We start from the raw sequence: 15,515 nt of genomic DNA on the forward strand, positions 1-15,515 counted from the left end.
TTTGGCATGAAGGCCCACATTGGTGTCGATGCCAAGAGTGGCCTGACCCACAGCCTAGTCACCACCGCGGCCAACGAGCATGACCTCAATCAGCTGGGTAATCTGCTGCATGGAGAGGAGCAATTTGTCTCAGCCGATGCCGGCTACCAAGGGGCGCCACAGCGCGAGGAGCTGGCCGAGGTGGATGTGGACTGGCTGATCGCCGAGCGCCCCGGCAAGGTAAGAACCTTGAAACAGCATCCACGCAAGAACAAAACGGCCATCAACATCGAATACATGAAAGCCAGCATCCGGGCCAGGGTGGAGCACCCATTTCGCATCATCAAGCGACAGTTCGGCTTCGTGAAAGCCAGATACAAGGGGTTGCTGAAAAACGATAACCAACTGGCGATGTTATTCACGCTGGCCAACCTGTTTCGGGCGGACCAAATGATACGTCAGTGGGAGAGATCTCACTAAAAACTGGGGATAACGCCTTAAATGGCGAAGAAACGGTCTAAATAGGCTGATTCAAGGCATTTACGGGAGAAAAAATCGGCTCAAACATGAAGAAATGAAATGACTGAGTCAGCCGAGAAGAATTTCCCCGCTTATTCGCACCTTCCCTAAACCCATCCACCAATCCTACACAAATCAATCTATGAATCGAACGCTCCAACGTTCTATCAACTGGCGAGGCAATCTACAATTCTGCGAGAGACAACTGATAGGTTTTATAGCCCCCGGAGAGATTTCTTGCCCGAAAACCCTGCTGCTTCAATAATCGGTAGGCAACATGCCCGCGTAAGCCTGACTGACAGCCAATCAGGATTTCTTTGTCTTTCGGTAACTCATTAAGACGCGAACGTAATTCATCCACCGGGATATGTAACGCCTCAGGATACCGGCCCAGCATTTCCAACTCGTTCGACGTACGGACATCCAGCAGGCATTGTTGCGATGGGTTAATATTCAGAATGTCGGCCACATGGCATATCCGGGTATCACCATTGATCACATTGGTCGCCAGCATACCAACCTGATTGACCACATCACGGGCACTGTTGAATGGCGGGGCGTAACACAGTTCAAGATCTTCCAGATCCTGCACCTTCAGCTTGGCCCGCTGCGCCACCGCCAGCACATCAATACACTTGTCGATGCCGGCTTTACCCACGGCTTGAGCCCCCAAAATATCGCCAGTATCGGGGGAAAACAGCAGTTTTAGCGACACAGGGGAACTTCCCGGGTAATAGCTGGCATGGTGAGCTGCATGGACATACACTTTTTCATAGTTCATGTTCAACCGCTGCACGGTTTTTTCATTCAAGCCGACGCTGGCTATGGCATGGTCAAATACTTTACAGATGGCGGTTGCCTGACTGCGCTGATAACGATGAGTCCCACCGAGCATGTTCTCCGCAGCAATGCGTCCCTGCCGGTTGGCCGGCCCCACCAGCGGCACCGACATCGCATTGCCAGTGACCCATTCCGCCGTTTCTACCACATCCCCCACCGCATAGATACACGAGTCTGATGTCCGCATAAACGGATCAACCAGGATCCCACCATGGGGCCCCAGCGCCAACTCGGCACTACTGGCTAATTGCGTATCTGGTTTTACACCGATAGCCAACAACACCATCCCCGTCGCCAACACCTCACCCGTATTCAAACTGAGCTGTAAATCCTGGGTATCACCCACCTGCGTAATCGCTGCCAAGCCCGATTGCAAACGCAAATCGACGCCCTTCTGCCGGAGTACCTGGTGTAATACGGCAGCCATCTCGGCATCAACCGGGGCCATCACTTGGGCACCCAACTCCAACAATGTCACCCTGATCCCCAGATTGACCAGTGCCTCCACCATTTCCAACCCGATAAACCCGCCCCCGACGACCGTGGCATGTGTTAGCCGGTGTTGGTGGATATGCGCCAGAATGTTATCCATATCCGGCAGCGTACGCAGGGTAAAGACACCTGGGAGGTCAACGCCTGGCAGGGGAGGACGAATAGGGTTTCCCCCGGTGCTGAGCAGGAGTTGGTCATAGCTCTCGTGGTAAACCTCCCCCGTCTGCTCATTCCTGATGTGGACCACTTTCTTGTCCGCCTCGATCTGCAACACCTGATGCTCAATACGGACATCAATGTTGAAACGTTGAAGAAAATCCTGCGGTGTTTTCAAAAGCAATTGCTGGCGTTCGGGGATCTCGCCTCCGATGTGATAAGGCAGGCCACAGTTGGCAAAAGACACATAGGCACCACGCTCTAACAGAATAATCTCGGCCGTTTCCGATAAACGCCGGGCCCTTACCGCAGCCGAAGCCCCCCCGGCCACACCACCGACAATCACTAACTTGATTTTACGCATGATCAACACCTTCCTATTTCAGACAACAATAACCGCTGCTCGGTTACAGATGATTTAGAGGGATTTTCAAATAACAGACACCATTATCTTCCGCTGGCGGGAATTCACCGGCCCGGATATTGATCTGAATGGACGGTAACAGGAGTACCGGGGCGGCCAGGGTTTTATCCCGTGCCTGCCGAAGCGCCACAAAGGTGGCCAGATCGTTCCCATCATGGACATGAATATTAGCCGCCCGCTGTTCGGCTACGCTGCTCTTCCATTGGGGACCCCGGCCTGCAGGAGGATAGTCATGGCACACATATAAACGGGTCTCAGCCGGAAAACTGAGGATCTTGCGGATGGAATGATAAAGCTGCTGTGCATCCCCACCCGGGAAATCACAACGCGCGGTGCCCACATCAGGCATAAACAGGGTATCGCCAAGGAAAATCGCATCAGCAACCTGGAAAGCCATATCGGCTGGCGTATGACCAGGAACGTGCAACGCCTGCACGGTCAAGGCCCCCAGTTCAAAGGTTTCACCGTCAGTCAGCAGATGGTCAAACTGTGAACCATCCAGTGCAAAGGTGTGCTCAAGGTTAAAAACGCGCTTGAATATCCGCTGAACCTCGACAATTTTTTCGCTGATGGCGATGTTGCCACCGACCCTCTCACGCAAATAATGGGCTGCCGAAAGATGATCGGCATGGGCGTGAGTTTCCAGTAGCCAATTGACGGTAAGTTGCTGCTTTTTCACGTAATCCATCAACCGATCGGCGGAGGTTGTCTGAGTCCGGCCGGATTTCGGGTCATAGTCCAGAACCGGATCAATAATGGCTGCAACTCCCCCAATCCTATCGGCCAACACGTAGCTGACAGTACCGGTAGCCGGATCGTAAAAACCTTCGATAAGTGGTGTCATGGTGAACTCCTTATATGTACGTTGGATGATGTATCTTCACACTGGCTTGCTTTAATTATACAATATTATATTATATAAATATGTAAAGTGTTATCGTGAACGTGGATCAGGATGGCAAAGAGAACTCATGAGTAACGCACTTATTGACCAAAAAAAAATGCGTGATGCCGCCAGTGCAGCCGCCGCCGTATTGCGTGCCCTGGCGAATGACGACCGGCTGCTGCTGCTGTGTCATCTCAGTCAGGGAGAAGCTTCTGTGGGGCAAATGGAAAGTGCTCTAGGGATTGGTCAGCCGACATTGTCACAGCAGTTGGGGGTGATGCGACGCCTGCAACTCGTGGCGACACGCCGCGAGGGGAAACAGATTTTCTACCGCATTGATGATCCGAATGTGTTGATATTGCTCAATACCCTCTATCAACTTTACTGTCCGAAAGATGACGCAGAAGGTGTTAACCATGACCATTAATCTGGTGCAATTCACTCCGTTCCTGAGTTTCTTAGGGGGAGTATTGATCGGCTGTGCGGCCTGGATATTGATCCTGTTCTGCGGACGTATTGCAGGGATCAGCGGCATAATCGGCGGTGTGCTCTCACGAGGCACTCCTGATCGTGGCTGGCGTCTGGCTTTTCTCGTGGGCATTATCATATCCCCCCTCTTGTATGCTCTCGTTTACCCGCTTCCTGCGATCGAGGTTTCTGCCCCCTGGCCTATCCTGATCATCGCTGGGCTGCTGGTCGGGATAGGAACTCGTTATGGTTCGGGGTGTACCAGCGGGCACGGAGTTTGCGGTCTATCGCGTTTATCCCCCCGTTCTCTGGTGGCCACACTGACGTTTATGGGGGTTGCGTTTATCACCGTCTGGCTAATGGGTTTGCGGATTTAGTCGAGCCGACTCGCACAGTAAATCGCTCAAGGAGGTATATATGAATCTGTTTTTTTCGCTGTTGGCAGGGGTGATATTTGGCGTTGGATTACTGATCAGCGGCATGGCAAACCCCGCGAAGGTGATTGGTTTTCTGGATATTACCCGCGTCTGGGACCCTTCACTGGCTTTTGTCATGGGCGGGGCCATCAGCGTGGGTTTCTTCGCCTTCCGCTCAGTGAAACGGCGCACCCACTCGCTGTGCGGTGGCACGATAAACCTGCCAACCAGCAAACAGGTCGATAAGCGTTTGATCGGGGGCGCTATCCTGTTTGGTATTGGCTGGGGGCTTGCAGGTATTTGCCCTGGCCCAGGACTGGTATTACTCGGTGCCGGCGTGAGCAAAGGTATCGTCTTTGTTGGCGCAATGGTCGCTGGCATGCTGCTTTTTGAACAGCTTGAACGTAAACGAGCGAAGCGTCAGGCACCGTAATTCTGTCCGAGACGTTGTCAGCCACACATCAGGAAAGCACCATGGTCATCTCGTTACTGTTAGGTCTGCTCGTGGGGGCAGTGCTCGGCATCACAGGAGCGGGTGGTGGAATTTTTGCCATTCCCACCCTGGTTATAGGCATGGGATGGGCACCACAGCAGGCCGCTCCGATGGCTCTGGTCGCCGTTGCAGGAAGTGCGGCTCTGGGTGCCATCGATGCCTGGCGCAATGGACTGGTGCGCTACCGCGCCGCTATCGTGATAACACTGGCGGGCGTGCCCATTACGAGCGTAGGGTTATGGGTTGCCCAGCGTTCTTCCCCTATATTGCTGATCCTGCTGTTTGCGGGGGTGATGCTAACCGTCGCATGCCGATTGGTTCGTGCGCCCGAGATGGCGGCCACGCACGCTTATCCTGTCACACTGGATGAACACACCGGACGATTTGTCTGGACTGTAAACACATGGCTGCTGTTTCTCACTGTCGGGGCGGTGTCCGGTTTTATGACCGGACTATTGGCTGTGGGCGGAGGATTTATTATCGTCCCGTTACTGCGGCAATTTACGCCCCTGCCCATTCACAGTTGCATCGCGACCTCCCTGATGATTGTCGCATTGGTAGGTATGGGCGGGATTGCTACGGCAGTGATGCAGGGTGCCACTCTGCCCATGCCTTTTACCCTCTGGTTTGTACTGAGTGTTGTGACAGGGATGTTTATTGGCCGGAGGCTAAGCCATCATTTACCTGAACATATCGTGCAGAAGGGGTTTGCCGGGCTACTGATCGTTGTTGCTCTGGGGATGGTATTTAATGCCGTTATGATGAAGTCCATCAGCTAAGAAAAGAGTATTGCCATTGGGGGTACCAATGGGACGAGACCCTATTCTAAACCAGATTGAAAGAGAAAAGAGATTACTTCAGAGGGTTATCTAAGTAGACCACTTTGACCTGATTTCTCCCAGACCTTTTCGCTTCATAGAGATTTGAGTCCGCTACTTTCAATAAATCATCAAAGTGAACAAGCTCCCCTTCTTTCGGATGGAATGTCACTGCACCAATACTGATCGTGACCGTTCTTCTGAGAGATGTCAGGTTTTCAACGCTTTTTCGTAATCTTTCGCAAGCCAAAAAGCAGCCTTTTTCATCCGTTTCAGGGAAAAGCATGATAAATTCTTCCCCGCCAAACCGCGCGACTTTATCCTGGCTTCGCAGGGTATAGCTGAGTTCTCTGGCGATATTCTTTAGGGCAAAGTCACCTTCCTGGTGGCCATAGGAGTCGTTATACGATTTAAAAAAATCGATATCGGCAATGGCAAGTGATACAGGAACGGGATGGCGCGCCACTCTGGTCATTTCACTCTCAAACCAGAGCATGAACTTTCGGCGATTGGCAATCTCTGTCAGACTGTCCTCCGTGGCCATGCGCTCCAAAATAATATTGACCTTGTGCAGTTCCTCTTTTTGTTTTTTTAGCTCCACCTCCATCCTTTTTCGCTCATCAACACTTTGAATTTGAGCAATGTAATATTTGACATTACCGTTATCCTCACGTACTAGAGAGACACTCAGAAGGATCCATATATAATGGCCTGACGCCGCCAGGTATCGCTTTTCCAATTGGTAGAAAGGAATATCTCCTCGAGAAAGTGCCTCTAGTTGTTTTAAATCCGTGCTTAAATCATCAGGGTGGGTGATATTTTGAAAGTTGATGGAAAGCAGATGCTCTTCAGTATACCCCAGCATACTGGTCAGTGAGCTGTTAACTTTTATCCATAGGCCTGAAGGGGCTACCAGCGCCATCCCGATGGTTGAGTTTTTAAAAATATCTTCGAGAATGTCGTTGTTTTTTCGTAGCGCTGAAATAACCATTTCATTTTCACTGATTAATAAGTTCATCTCGATTAACGAGCCAACACCCTCAGCCATTAAACTAATGAATTCATAGTCATCCTCAGAGAACGACATTGCTCTTACCTGAGTGGAAGAGAAATTAAATGTGCCCCATAATTTCTCTCTCACCCATATTGGTGCCGAGATATAACTTTCAAGCTGCATGCCAATGTAGACGGGATGAGTATTAAAATCTGGGTGCTCTCCTGCATGTTCAACGCTTATTATCCTATTTTCGTTGACCACTCGTTGACAATAGGTATTTTTTAACTCAAAAACCATGCCCGCTGAAATATCTCCTCCTGTTGGTGAAACTGAAAGTAGAGAGTAACGATCCCCCTCTATCTGACTGATAATACCCAGGGACAGGTTAAAGGCTTTTAGCCCTTTATTTAGGATAGCATGGTAGGTCTCTTCAGGAGAAGCATGCCTCTTGGCCAACGCTTCATAAAGGAAGTGAATTCGGTTGATATTAATTTTGTTTTCTTCCATTTTTAACATCGTCTTATCTTTTCGTCTTTTCACGTATAACCCCGATTTGCTCTATCCGAGTCCTTTTCTTCATTCGGTAAAAGGTCGCCCGCGATACGCCCGTTTTTTCCAGTATAGTTTTCTCTGGTGCATCTTGTGTGATTAACTCCCGCACCATGTCAGACTGACGGTGTGGTTTACGTCCGAATTTCACTCCAGATGCCATGGCCGCTATTCGACCTTCATTAGTCCGCTCCAGAATGCGCTCCCGTTCCGCCTCAGCCACAGCAGCCAGTATTTGAATGACCATCTTGCCCATCGTCCCCTCGGTGCTTAGGCCATTTTCAAGAAATCGAATAGCGATACCCTTTTTATAGCAGGTATCTACGATAGTGATCATATCCGCAGTATTGCGGCCAAGACGGTCCATTTTGGTACAAAGAATAATGTCATCTTTTTCTGCTCGAGCAAGAAGCCGCTGCAACCCTTCTCGCCCATCGGTTGCTCCCGACATCATGTCAGTGAAAATCCGATCATCTCTCACGCCCGCCACTTTGAGTTCAGAAATCTGTGTGGTCAGTTTCTGATGGCTGGTTGATACCCTTGCATACCCCAACAATGCCATTTGTGTCTCACAAATCGATATTGATACTGTGTAGTATCATAATGCATAAATCACGATTTTTGATACTGACATTCAGTACCGTTTTGGGTGGTATCAAAACTCATAACATTTGAGACGGTTAAAAAGAGAACAGAACACCCGTTTACGAAAGGATGCGTGATGGCTGCTGATTTTCTGACCGACAAACAGACACAGAACTACGGGCGTTATGCCGCAGAGCCAAACGAGATCCAGCTGGCACGGTATTTTCATCTTGATGAGCGAGACCTTACTTTCATCAACCTGCGTAGGGGCAGGCATAACCGGTTGGGAATTGCCCTTCAACTCACAACTGCCCGCTTTCTGGGAACCTTCTTGTCCGATCTCATGCAAATACCGCCCGGTGTCCAGTTTTATGTCGCAAGGCAACTTAACATCCGCTATCCAGAGATCATTTCCCGCTATGCTCAAAGGGAAAACACACGTTGGGAGCACCACGGGCTTATCAGGCAGCACTATAGCTATCATGATTTCGGTGATTTCCCGTGGTCGTTCAGACTGAAGCGATTGCTGTATACCCGTGCATGGCTCAGTAATGAACGCCCCGGACTGATGTTCGATTTTGCCACCGCGTGGTTGCTTCAAAATAAAGTGTTGTTGCCAGCCGCATCCACCCTGACGAGAGTCATTGGTGAAATCCGTGAGCGTGCGACCCGCCGCTTGTGGCGAAAATTGGCCGCGCTGCCAAACCGTTGGCAGACCGCACAACTGGCTGGGTTACTTGAAATCCCCGAAGGACAGCGACTCTCAGTGATGGAGCACCTAAAAAGAGGCCCTGTCACTATCAGCGGCCCCGCGTTCACTGAAGCACTTGAACGTTACACTCGCCTGCGCAGCCTGGAGTTTTCCTGTCTGAATTTCACTGGGCTGCCCGCCATACAGCTCCGCAATCTGGCACGCTATGCCGGAATGGCATCGGTGAAATATATCAGCAGAATGCCAGAAGAACGGCGGCTGGCGATCCTTACCGCATTCGTGAAAGCGCAAGAAATCTCGGCGCTGGACGAGGCCGTTGACGTGCTGGATATGCTGATCCTCAATATTACCCGGGAGGCGAAGAAAACCGGGCAGAAAAAGCGACTTAGGACGCTCAAGGATCTTGACCGCGCGGCGTTGCTGCTGGCGCGGGCATGCGCACTTTTACTTGATGAAGATACCGCCGATGATTTGCTGCGAAAGACCATATTCAGCAGTGTGTCTGTCGCCAGACTGGCAGAGTCCGTGGAAAAAGTGAATGAACTGGCCCGCCCCCAGGATACAAACTTTCAGGATGAAATGGTGGAGCAATACGGACGGGTAAGGCGTTTTTTGCCCGCACTACTGCGCGATCTGCACTTCCGTGCGGCCCCAGACGGTGAACATACCTTGGCTGCCATCCATTACCTGGCAGAGCTAAACGGCTCGAAAAAACGGATCCTGGACGATGCACCTGAACATATCATTTCAGGCCCTTGGAAACGCCTGGTGTACGATGCTGACGGTCGGATACAGCGAGCAGGTTACTCGTTGTGTCTGCTGGAGCGACTTCAGGATGCGCTACGCCGTCGTGACATCTGGTTGGAAAACAGCGATCGTTGGGGTGATCCGCGCCAAAAACTTCTTCAGGGGGAGGAATGGCAGGCGCAGCGGGTTCCAGTCTGCCGGGCATTGGGTCACCCCACTAATGGCAGTAAAGCATCGGAGCAATTGGCCGCTCAGTTAGATGAAACCTGGAAAACGGTGGCATCACGTTTTGATCGCAATACCGCCGTGGACATCTGCAATGAAGGTAAACATCCTTCGCTGACCATCAGCAGCCTGGATAAATTGGATGAACCACCGGCGCTGATACAACTGAGCAGCCGAGTCAGACAATTGCTTCCACCCGTTGACCTGACAGAACTGTTGCTCGAGATTGACGCCAGAACTGGCTTCACCCGTGAATTCAGCCATGTCAGCGAGTCAGGTGCCCGTGCGCAGGATCTGCATATAAGCCTGTGTGCGGTGATGCTGGCTGAGGCCTGCAATATCGGACATGAGCCGCTGATCAAGCACAATATCCCTGCACTGACTCGCCATCGTCTGAGCTGGGTGAAACAGAACTACATCCGAGCAGAAACGCTGGTTAGCGCCAATGCGCGGCTGGTTGATTTTCAGTCCTCGTTAGCGTTGGCAGGATACTGGGGGGGCGGGGAGGTAGCCTCCGCTGATGGTATGCGTTTTGTCACGCCAGTGAAAACGGTGAATTCTGGCCCCAACAGAAAATACTTTGGTTCAGGGCGCGGCATCACCTGGTACAACTTTGTCTCTGACCAATATTCGGGTTTTCATGGCATAGTGATTCCTGGAACACTGCGGGATTCCATCTTTGTGCTGGAAGGGCTACTTGAGCAACAAACGGGACTAAACCCGGTTGAAATCATGACGGACACAGCAGGTACCAGTGACATTATCTTTGGCCTGTTCTGGCTACTGGGATACCAATTTTCACCTCGTCTGGCGGATGCGGGTGAGGCTGTGTTCTGGCGGGCCGACAAAGCAGCGAATTACGGGGCGTTGGACAAACTGGCGCGGGGTTGTGTTGACCTTTCTAAAATCGAAAGCCACTGGGATGAGATGATGCGGGTTGCCGGTTCGCTGAAGCTGGGCACTATTCATGCGTCAGAACTCATTCGATCGCTATTGAGAAGTACCCGACCGTCAGGGCTTGCTCAGGCAATAATGGAGGTCGGAAGAGTTAACAAGACACTGTATCTTCTCAACTATATTGATGATGAGGACTATCGTCGCCGGATCCTAACACAGTTGAACCGGGGTGAAGGCCGCCATGCCGTTGCAAGAGCCATCTGCTACGGTCAGCGTGGCGAGATCAGAAAACGTTACCGCGAGGGGCAGGAAGATCAGTTGGGTGCGCTGGGTCTGGTGACAAACGCAGTGGTGCTGTGGAATACGCTTTATATGCAGGAAGCCTTGTCGCACCTGCGCAGCATCGGGGAAGGGCCAGAGGATGAACATATCGCGCGGCTTTCGCCTCTGATGCACGGTCATATCAACATGCTGGGACATTATACGTTCACACTACCGGAGGATATTATGAAGGGGGAATTGAGGCCGTTAAATCTCAATTTAAACAATGAATTATCTCCTTAGCGTGGTTTTTTACATCATTGGCCCTCAAACCCCGAGTCACGGGGTGACTACGCCTTAGCGTGCTTTATTTTCCGAATTCTGAGACGACCCCAGTAAAACCGGCAAAGGATTCAACTAACCAGGGGTGGTTTGTTGAATACGGAGCAGTAGCAGCCCCTTTGCCGGTTTGTCATCCTTTCATGCCTGCATCACTTTCCTTCCTGCTACCTGAAGACATCCACATACGATCTGCAAAAAAGAAGCCCACATTTCGTTATGGGAGTGAACTGCTTTTTTCACGAAAAGGGTCTCTCTGGGACCACAATGCGTGACACCGTCACTTTTAGATGCAAGTGATTTAATATCATTGGATATAGTCACAATGGTAAATGTCAATAGCGATAAAATAACAGAAATTGATTATAAAACTGATGTCTTTTAAATAAAACGAGGTTTCAATATATCGATATAAAAACAAACAAAAAGCATGAATTCAGGAATAATGAGAAATACGCTCATTTTTCCATCGCTTCAAGAGGTATGCAACATCCTATTTACAATTAGAATAATAACTCTTATTCCATGTGTTAATTTAATGTTATCACCCGAAGTGGGGGGTAACCAGCTTCTAAATCAGTCCAAAAGTTACTTTTCTAGTGGTTTTTGTTCAGGTTGTGCTACGCGAAATCTGAAGAAAAACGGAGGGGTGAGTACGTCAGATTTCACGTAGCGCACGGCGACCAAAAGAAAATTTCGTATGATTTCTGGCCGGTTAATTGATCAAAATTGAAATCGCAGGATGAAGTACAACAGGGCTGAAGCCTTTTATGCCAGAAAAGTGCTGATAGTTATAATAGGGCCGAAGCCCTTACTGAAGCATTTTGGCGTTAACTGCAGCCCTTATCGGGCAAATGGGGTAGGGGGCCAGCCGGGGCAACCCATGATGCCCAACCATCCTTTCCATATCGTTCATTATAGTAACTTTCTTTGATCGCCTTACGCGCCAAATATGAAGCAGTATCCATACCAAATACCTCAATAGGAAATAGTTCATGCCCCCCAATATCCGTCAGACAAAAATCTGGGAAAACATCATTATTAGAAGCATCGTATCTCAGGGGTTTGATAAATGACCGCTCATGCTTATGAAGATAATTTAGCATGGTCAGCTCATAACTCGAGTCTGCCGGGATCCAGTTTTCATCAACATTCATCAATGCTATCTGAAGTGGTTTAAGATAGTATGTATCTTTCCCCTTAAATTTACCCAGATCACCTATAGCCATACAGATTACGTTACCTCCTGAACGCCAGTTTGCTATTTCAGAGCTGAATCTCTTCTCCAGTGATGCCCAATTCTCAGTATTCATCAGCACAACTGGAACACCTGAAAAAAACTTTATCGGAAGTCGTTTTGATGCATTCGAGTGTCTTTCAGGGTTATATTTAGATAGTACATTGAGGCAAATCAGACGCTCTTTATTCATCAGCGCCTCTGATGTCATTTTTATGTTTTTTGTCTCTTGAGGTGTCGAAGGATATGCACCTGCAAGTAAATGCATGGACAGCGGATGTGATGCGACTTTAATTTTTTCCGCAGAGTGGGTTATAAGGTTGAACACCTTGCCAGGATTACGTTTCCCGGCCATTTTCGGATACCAACGATTCAGACCGCTGTCATCCCACAGGAACTGGAGAAGACCCAGCAATGACATGCTATTCTGAGAAACACCACCTGATTTATTCCTGTTATCTATCGGTACGATCGAGGTCGACTCCGAGTCAGATGAGGCTAATGCCACGTCTAACCTAATTCCGTAGCCTCCATCTTTAAGGTCTTTGACGACACCTTGTGTATAGCATTTTAGACCTGAATTGTCTTTATCAAGTGTAAAGAAAATACAGTCAGGTGAATGTTGACTACCTGTATTCGGGTACCGCGCCAGGAAATAAGTATCACCGCCTGAGTGATATTTTACGGCAAGTGATTTTTGTCCTTTTCCTTTACAGGCACAGCTTACCTTCGCTTCTACCGAAGCATGCGCCCGGGACAAAACGGCGTACCAACTCTTTTTAAATTCTTCTTTTGTCTGGAAGTCTCTTGAATACCTTTTACTGTCACCCCCATAAGATACAATCACATCATTAACAGTAGACATAAGCCCCCCTTAATTGATCTGAGCCGAGATGCGTTTTCATTCACCTCAGGTAATAATTTTCATATACATTGACACAATAGCATGTTGTTAATAAAGTAACCTATACTTTGAAAGTAACTTTTCAAAATCGTTGTGATTTCCCCCTCAAATCACATTTAATGATTATCATCCAGAGACAACCAATGATAAACATCCGGTCAACTAGATTAGCCATTTTTCCACTGGCTGTTATCCTTTTATATTCCCCATTAACTTCTATTGCCAAAACTTTCTCGGCGAAAGTAGTGCGAGTTATTGATGGTGATACAGTCCAGGCTTATGACGGTGCAACAAATACAAGAATACGGCTCTATGGGATTGATGCTCCTGAAAGTAAGCAAGCCTTCGGACAGAAAGCAAAGCAAGCAATGATTCAGTTAGTAGCAAATCAGGTTGTTAGTATTCAGGACCATGGGCAGGACGTCTATGGTCGTATGCTTGGCACAATCTATCTTAACAACAACGATGTTAACGCCATCATGGTCGCAAACGGTATGGCCTGGGCATATCGGTATCAGGGGAGGTTGATTGTTCCTGAATATGGGCCTCTTGAACAAAACGCTCGAAATGAAGGGAAAGGTCTGTGGTCTGATCCGCACGCTATAGAACCACGTCAATGGCGAAAAGCGAATAATTAAGTAAGGAATCACACTTCCACTTTCACAATATCGAGCATTCCTACTCCTAAAAAGTAACTTTTTAACGTGCGCTATTATTTATAAACAACACTGTAAAAAATGAGGGATTTATGGTTCAGATTCTTAATACAACAGGTTTAAACTATCATGTAGAGCAAACCATCGCTAATGCCGAAGAGCGCATTATTTTGATAAGCCCTTATCTGAAACTTAGCGCAAGAATTAAGGAGCTCATTGAAGACAAAAACCGTATGAAGGTTGATATTCGTATCATCTACGGTAAATCTGAACTTAACCCTAAAGACCATGAATGGCTTGTCAGTTTACCTTATGTTCGTTTGAGTTTTTGCCAGAACCTTCATGCTAAGTTTTATGCTAATGAAAATCAAAGCCTGATATGCAGCCTAAATCTATATGATTTTAGTCAAATCAACAATCATGAACTTGGGGTGTTAATTGTAAAGGATGATGACCGTGACGCTTTCAACGCTTCTATCACAGAGGCCCAGCGGTTAATCAGGATCAGTACAGAAAATATTCCATCACCAATATCATTACAATCGGGTAGATCTGAGTTGCAAAAAACTCATGAGCAGAAGAGTGAACATACAAGAACATCTCAAAAAAATGATGAAAAACATAGTATGTTAACAGATCCTATCTCAACCGAGTCAGATGAGAGAACAAGTAAAGAGGGGGATACAAACCCAGAACCCGCAAATAAACTAACCTCAACTAATTTAGCTAAACAACATAAAATGGGTTTATCTGAAATGTATGCGGAATTGATGAATTCAGGATACCTCATAGAGAAAGACGGAAAATATGAGTTAACGCCTTTAGGTATTTCCATCGGAGGCGAGAGTAAACCCAATCGTTATAAAAAAGGTGAGTTTTATTTTTTATGGCCTTCTGATATTTCTCTTTAACAGAGTTAACTTTTAAATTGCAGGGTGGTTTTTTTAATCACCCCTTTAACATTTATATGCAGTCTGAAATTTCTTAAGCAGTATCCTTTTGCAATCAAAAAATGTATTCAAATAGCATTGATTGTTTGCTTGATGACCTTTACAATTACAACATCTTATTCACTTCATACAACGATAGAATCATAACCGGATAAAAATTTTCCCGAGATGATTTTTTTCAAGATGGTGAATTTACCAACAGGGCAGTATCAAGACCAAGGAACATACATTCAGCATGAGATAGACTCATTTTTAAGACTTTTCTCGATTGAGAGAATTGAACTTCCTAAACCACTTGCTGAATTTCTTTAATTAATTTAATGTTCTTATGTAATTGCATAACAATGTGCATAAAGAGGTAACTATGAGCGAGACATTACAGGTTCTCAATAACATCCGTACACTTCGCGCTCAGGCACGAGAGCTACCATTAGAAGTGCTTGAAGAAGTATTAGAAAAGTTCACTATTGTCGTCGCTGAACGCAGTGAAGAAGAAAAGGCGGCCGAAGCGGCTAACCGTGAGCGTTTAGAAAAACTCTCTCATTACCGGGAAATGATGATCGCTGATGGTATAAATCCGAGCGAACTTATGGACGCGGCCGTCAACATTAAAGTACGCAAAAAACGTGAACCACGTCCTGCGAAATATGCTTACGTAGACGATGCCGGTGAGCAAAAAACCTGGACAGGTCAGGGACGTACTCCGGCACCAATTAAAGCTCAGCTGGATGCAGGAAAAACTCTCGAAGATTTCCTGATCTAAAACAAAATTTCTTTATTTTATTAACCACCTTACCAAGGTGGTTTTTTTTATCATCTTCATGCATTATCGTGGTTGGTCCGGCCGCAGAGAGATTATGACCTGCTCCCCGTTGATTAGTACACCCCGATGTTAGTAATGTCTTCATAAGCCACATGAGGACATCCCCATGAAGAAGCGTTTTTCCGACGAACAGATCATCAGT

The 15,515-nt window shown here is 47.9% G+C and carries 13 protein-coding genes and 1 pseudogene; 9 read left to right on the top strand and 5 right to left on the bottom strand.

Going from position 1 to position 15,515, the window contains the following annotated elements; translation table 11 throughout:
- A pseudogene (locus tag BV390_RS28765) lies at positions 1-459 on the top strand (IS5-like element IS5 family transposase); the annotation flags it as partial.
- Positions 460-682: 223 nt separating this feature from the next.
- On the opposite strand, the gene BV390_RS28770 reads toward BV390_RS28765, so the two are convergent.
- Together BV390_RS28770 and BV390_RS28775 are read right to left on the bottom strand one after the other, a co-directional pair.
- Positions 683-2,350, bottom strand: coding sequence for an FAD-dependent oxidoreductase (locus BV390_RS28770; RefSeq protein WP_020996149.1), 1,668 nt, complete (start codon positions 2,348-2,350; stop codon positions 683-685).
- A 43-nt stretch (positions 2,351-2,393) separates the two neighbouring features.
- A complete protein-coding gene (locus tag BV390_RS28775; RefSeq protein ID WP_008786828.1) occupies positions 2,394-3,254 on the bottom strand; it encodes an MBL fold metallo-hydrolase in 861 nt (286 codons plus the stop codon).
- Positions 3,255-3,411: 157 nt separating this feature from the next.
- On the opposite strand from BV390_RS28775, the gene BV390_RS28780 reads away from it, so the two are divergent.
- The 4 genes from BV390_RS28780 to BV390_RS28795 are packed head-to-tail and all read left to right on the top strand — an operon-like array spanning position 3,412 to position 5,452.
- Positions 3,412-3,723 carry an ArsR/SmtB family transcription factor gene (locus BV390_RS28780; protein ID WP_008786829.1) on the top strand — a complete coding sequence of 104 codons (312 nt, stop codon included), beginning with the start codon at positions 3,412-3,414 and terminating at the stop codon, positions 3,721-3,723.
- The gene (locus BV390_RS28785) at positions 3,713-4,141 is read left to right on the top strand and encodes a YeeE/YedE family protein (RefSeq protein WP_020996151.1); all 429 of its coding nucleotides are present in this window, start codon (positions 3,713-3,715) and stop codon (positions 4,139-4,141) included. Before BV390_RS28780 ends, BV390_RS28785 begins: the two co-directional genes overlap by 11 nt.
- Before the next feature lie 40 nt (positions 4,142-4,181).
- Positions 4,182-4,613, top strand: a complete 432-nt coding sequence (locus BV390_RS28790) for a DUF6691 family protein (protein ID WP_008786831.1) — start codon at positions 4,182-4,184, stop codon at positions 4,611-4,613.
- A 41-nt stretch (positions 4,614-4,654) separates the two neighbouring features.
- Positions 4,655-5,452: a sulfite exporter TauE/SafE family protein gene (locus BV390_RS28795; protein ID WP_008786832.1), complete on the top strand. Its 798-nt coding sequence runs from the start codon at positions 4,655-4,657 to the stop codon at positions 5,450-5,452.
- 73 nt (positions 5,453-5,525) lie between these two features.
- On the opposite strand, the gene BV390_RS28800 is transcribed toward BV390_RS28795, so the two are convergent.
- Both BV390_RS28800 and BV390_RS28805 read right to left on the bottom strand, forming a co-directional pair.
- Positions 5,526-7,004, bottom strand: a complete 1,479-nt coding sequence (locus BV390_RS28800; protein ID WP_227517261.1) for a sensor domain-containing diguanylate cyclase — start codon at positions 7,002-7,004, stop codon at positions 5,526-5,528.
- A 4-nt stretch (positions 7,005-7,008) separates the two neighbouring features.
- On the bottom strand, positions 7,009-7,599 hold the full coding sequence (locus tag BV390_RS28805) for a recombinase family protein (RefSeq protein WP_023165869.1): 591 nt from the start codon (positions 7,597-7,599) through the stop codon (positions 7,009-7,011).
- A gap of 159 nt (positions 7,600-7,758) precedes the next feature.
- Between BV390_RS28805 and BV390_RS28810 the strand changes: the two genes are divergently transcribed.
- Complete coding sequence (locus tag BV390_RS28810; protein WP_008786835.1) at positions 7,759-10,767, top strand: Tn3 family transposase; 3,009 nt, start codon at positions 7,759-7,761, stop codon at positions 10,765-10,767.
- Positions 10,768-11,633: 866 nt separating this feature from the next.
- Here BV390_RS28810 and BV390_RS28815 read toward each other — a convergent pair.
- Positions 11,634-12,905, bottom strand: a complete 1,272-nt coding sequence (locus BV390_RS28815; RefSeq protein ID WP_004181719.1) for a DUF1173 family protein — start codon at positions 12,903-12,905, stop codon at positions 11,634-11,636.
- A 182-nt stretch (positions 12,906-13,087) separates the two neighbouring features.
- Here BV390_RS28815 and BV390_RS28820 point away from each other — a divergent pair, with 182 nt between their 5' ends.
- From BV390_RS28820 to BV390_RS28830, 3 genes are all read left to right on the top strand, one after another.
- Entirely contained in the window at positions 13,088-13,582 is a 495-nt protein-coding gene (locus BV390_RS28820; RefSeq protein ID WP_032455404.1) for a thermonuclease family protein, read from the top strand.
- Between the two features lie 110 nt (positions 13,583-13,692).
- The gene (locus BV390_RS28825) at positions 13,693-14,511 is read left to right on the top strand and encodes a phospholipase D family protein (RefSeq protein ID WP_004181718.1); all 819 of its coding nucleotides are present in this window, start codon (positions 13,693-13,695) and stop codon (positions 14,509-14,511) included.
- 403 nt (positions 14,512-14,914) lie between these two features.
- Positions 14,915-15,313, top strand: coding sequence for an H-NS family histone-like protein (locus tag BV390_RS28830; RefSeq protein ID WP_004181717.1), 399 nt, complete (start codon positions 14,915-14,917; stop codon positions 15,311-15,313).
- Positions 15,314-15,515 lie beyond the last annotated feature (202 nt).

It is taken from the genome of Klebsiella sp. YJ (assembly GCF_002108615.1).
Classification (GTDB): domain Bacteria; phylum Pseudomonadota; class Gammaproteobacteria; order Enterobacterales; family Enterobacteriaceae; genus Klebsiella; species Klebsiella planticola.

Bases quoted from the DNA above. Each gene is read 5' to 3' on its own strand.
- BV390_RS28770 (WP_020996149.1), bottom strand. From the start codon at position 2,350: ATGCGTAAAATCAAGTTAGTGATTGTCGGTGGTGTGGCCGGGGGGGCT.
- BV390_RS28775 (WP_008786828.1), bottom strand. From the start codon at position 3,254: ATGACACCACTTATCGAAGGTTTTTACGATCCGGCTACCGGTACTGTC.
- BV390_RS28780 (WP_008786829.1), top strand. From the start codon at position 3,412: ATGCGTGATGCCGCCAGTGCAGCCGCCGCCGTATTGCGTGCCCTGGCG.
- BV390_RS28785 (WP_020996151.1), top strand. From the start codon at position 3,713: ATGACCATTAATCTGGTGCAATTCACTCCGTTCCTGAGTTTCTTAGGG.
- BV390_RS28790 (WP_008786831.1), top strand. From the start codon at position 4,182: ATGAATCTGTTTTTTTCGCTGTTGGCAGGGGTGATATTTGGCGTTGGA.
- BV390_RS28795 (WP_008786832.1), top strand. From the start codon at position 4,655: ATGGTCATCTCGTTACTGTTAGGTCTGCTCGTGGGGGCAGTGCTCGGC.
- BV390_RS28800 (WP_227517261.1), bottom strand. From the start codon at position 7,004: ATGTTAAAAATGGAAGAAAACAAAATTAATATCAACCGAATTCACTTC.
- BV390_RS28805 (WP_023165869.1), bottom strand. From the start codon at position 7,599: ATGGCATTGTTGGGGTATGCAAGGGTATCAACCAGCCATCAGAAACTG.
- BV390_RS28810 (WP_008786835.1), top strand. From the start codon at position 7,759: ATGGCTGCTGATTTTCTGACCGACAAACAGACACAGAACTACGGGCGT.
- BV390_RS28815 (WP_004181719.1), bottom strand. From the start codon at position 12,905: ATGTCTACTGTTAATGATGTGATTGTATCTTATGGGGGTGACAGTAAA.
- BV390_RS28820 (WP_032455404.1), top strand. From the start codon at position 13,088: ATGATAAACATCCGGTCAACTAGATTAGCCATTTTTCCACTGGCTGTT.
- BV390_RS28825 (WP_004181718.1), top strand. From the start codon at position 13,693: ATGGTTCAGATTCTTAATACAACAGGTTTAAACTATCATGTAGAGCAA.
- BV390_RS28830 (WP_004181717.1), top strand. From the start codon at position 14,915: ATGAGCGAGACATTACAGGTTCTCAATAACATCCGTACACTTCGCGCT.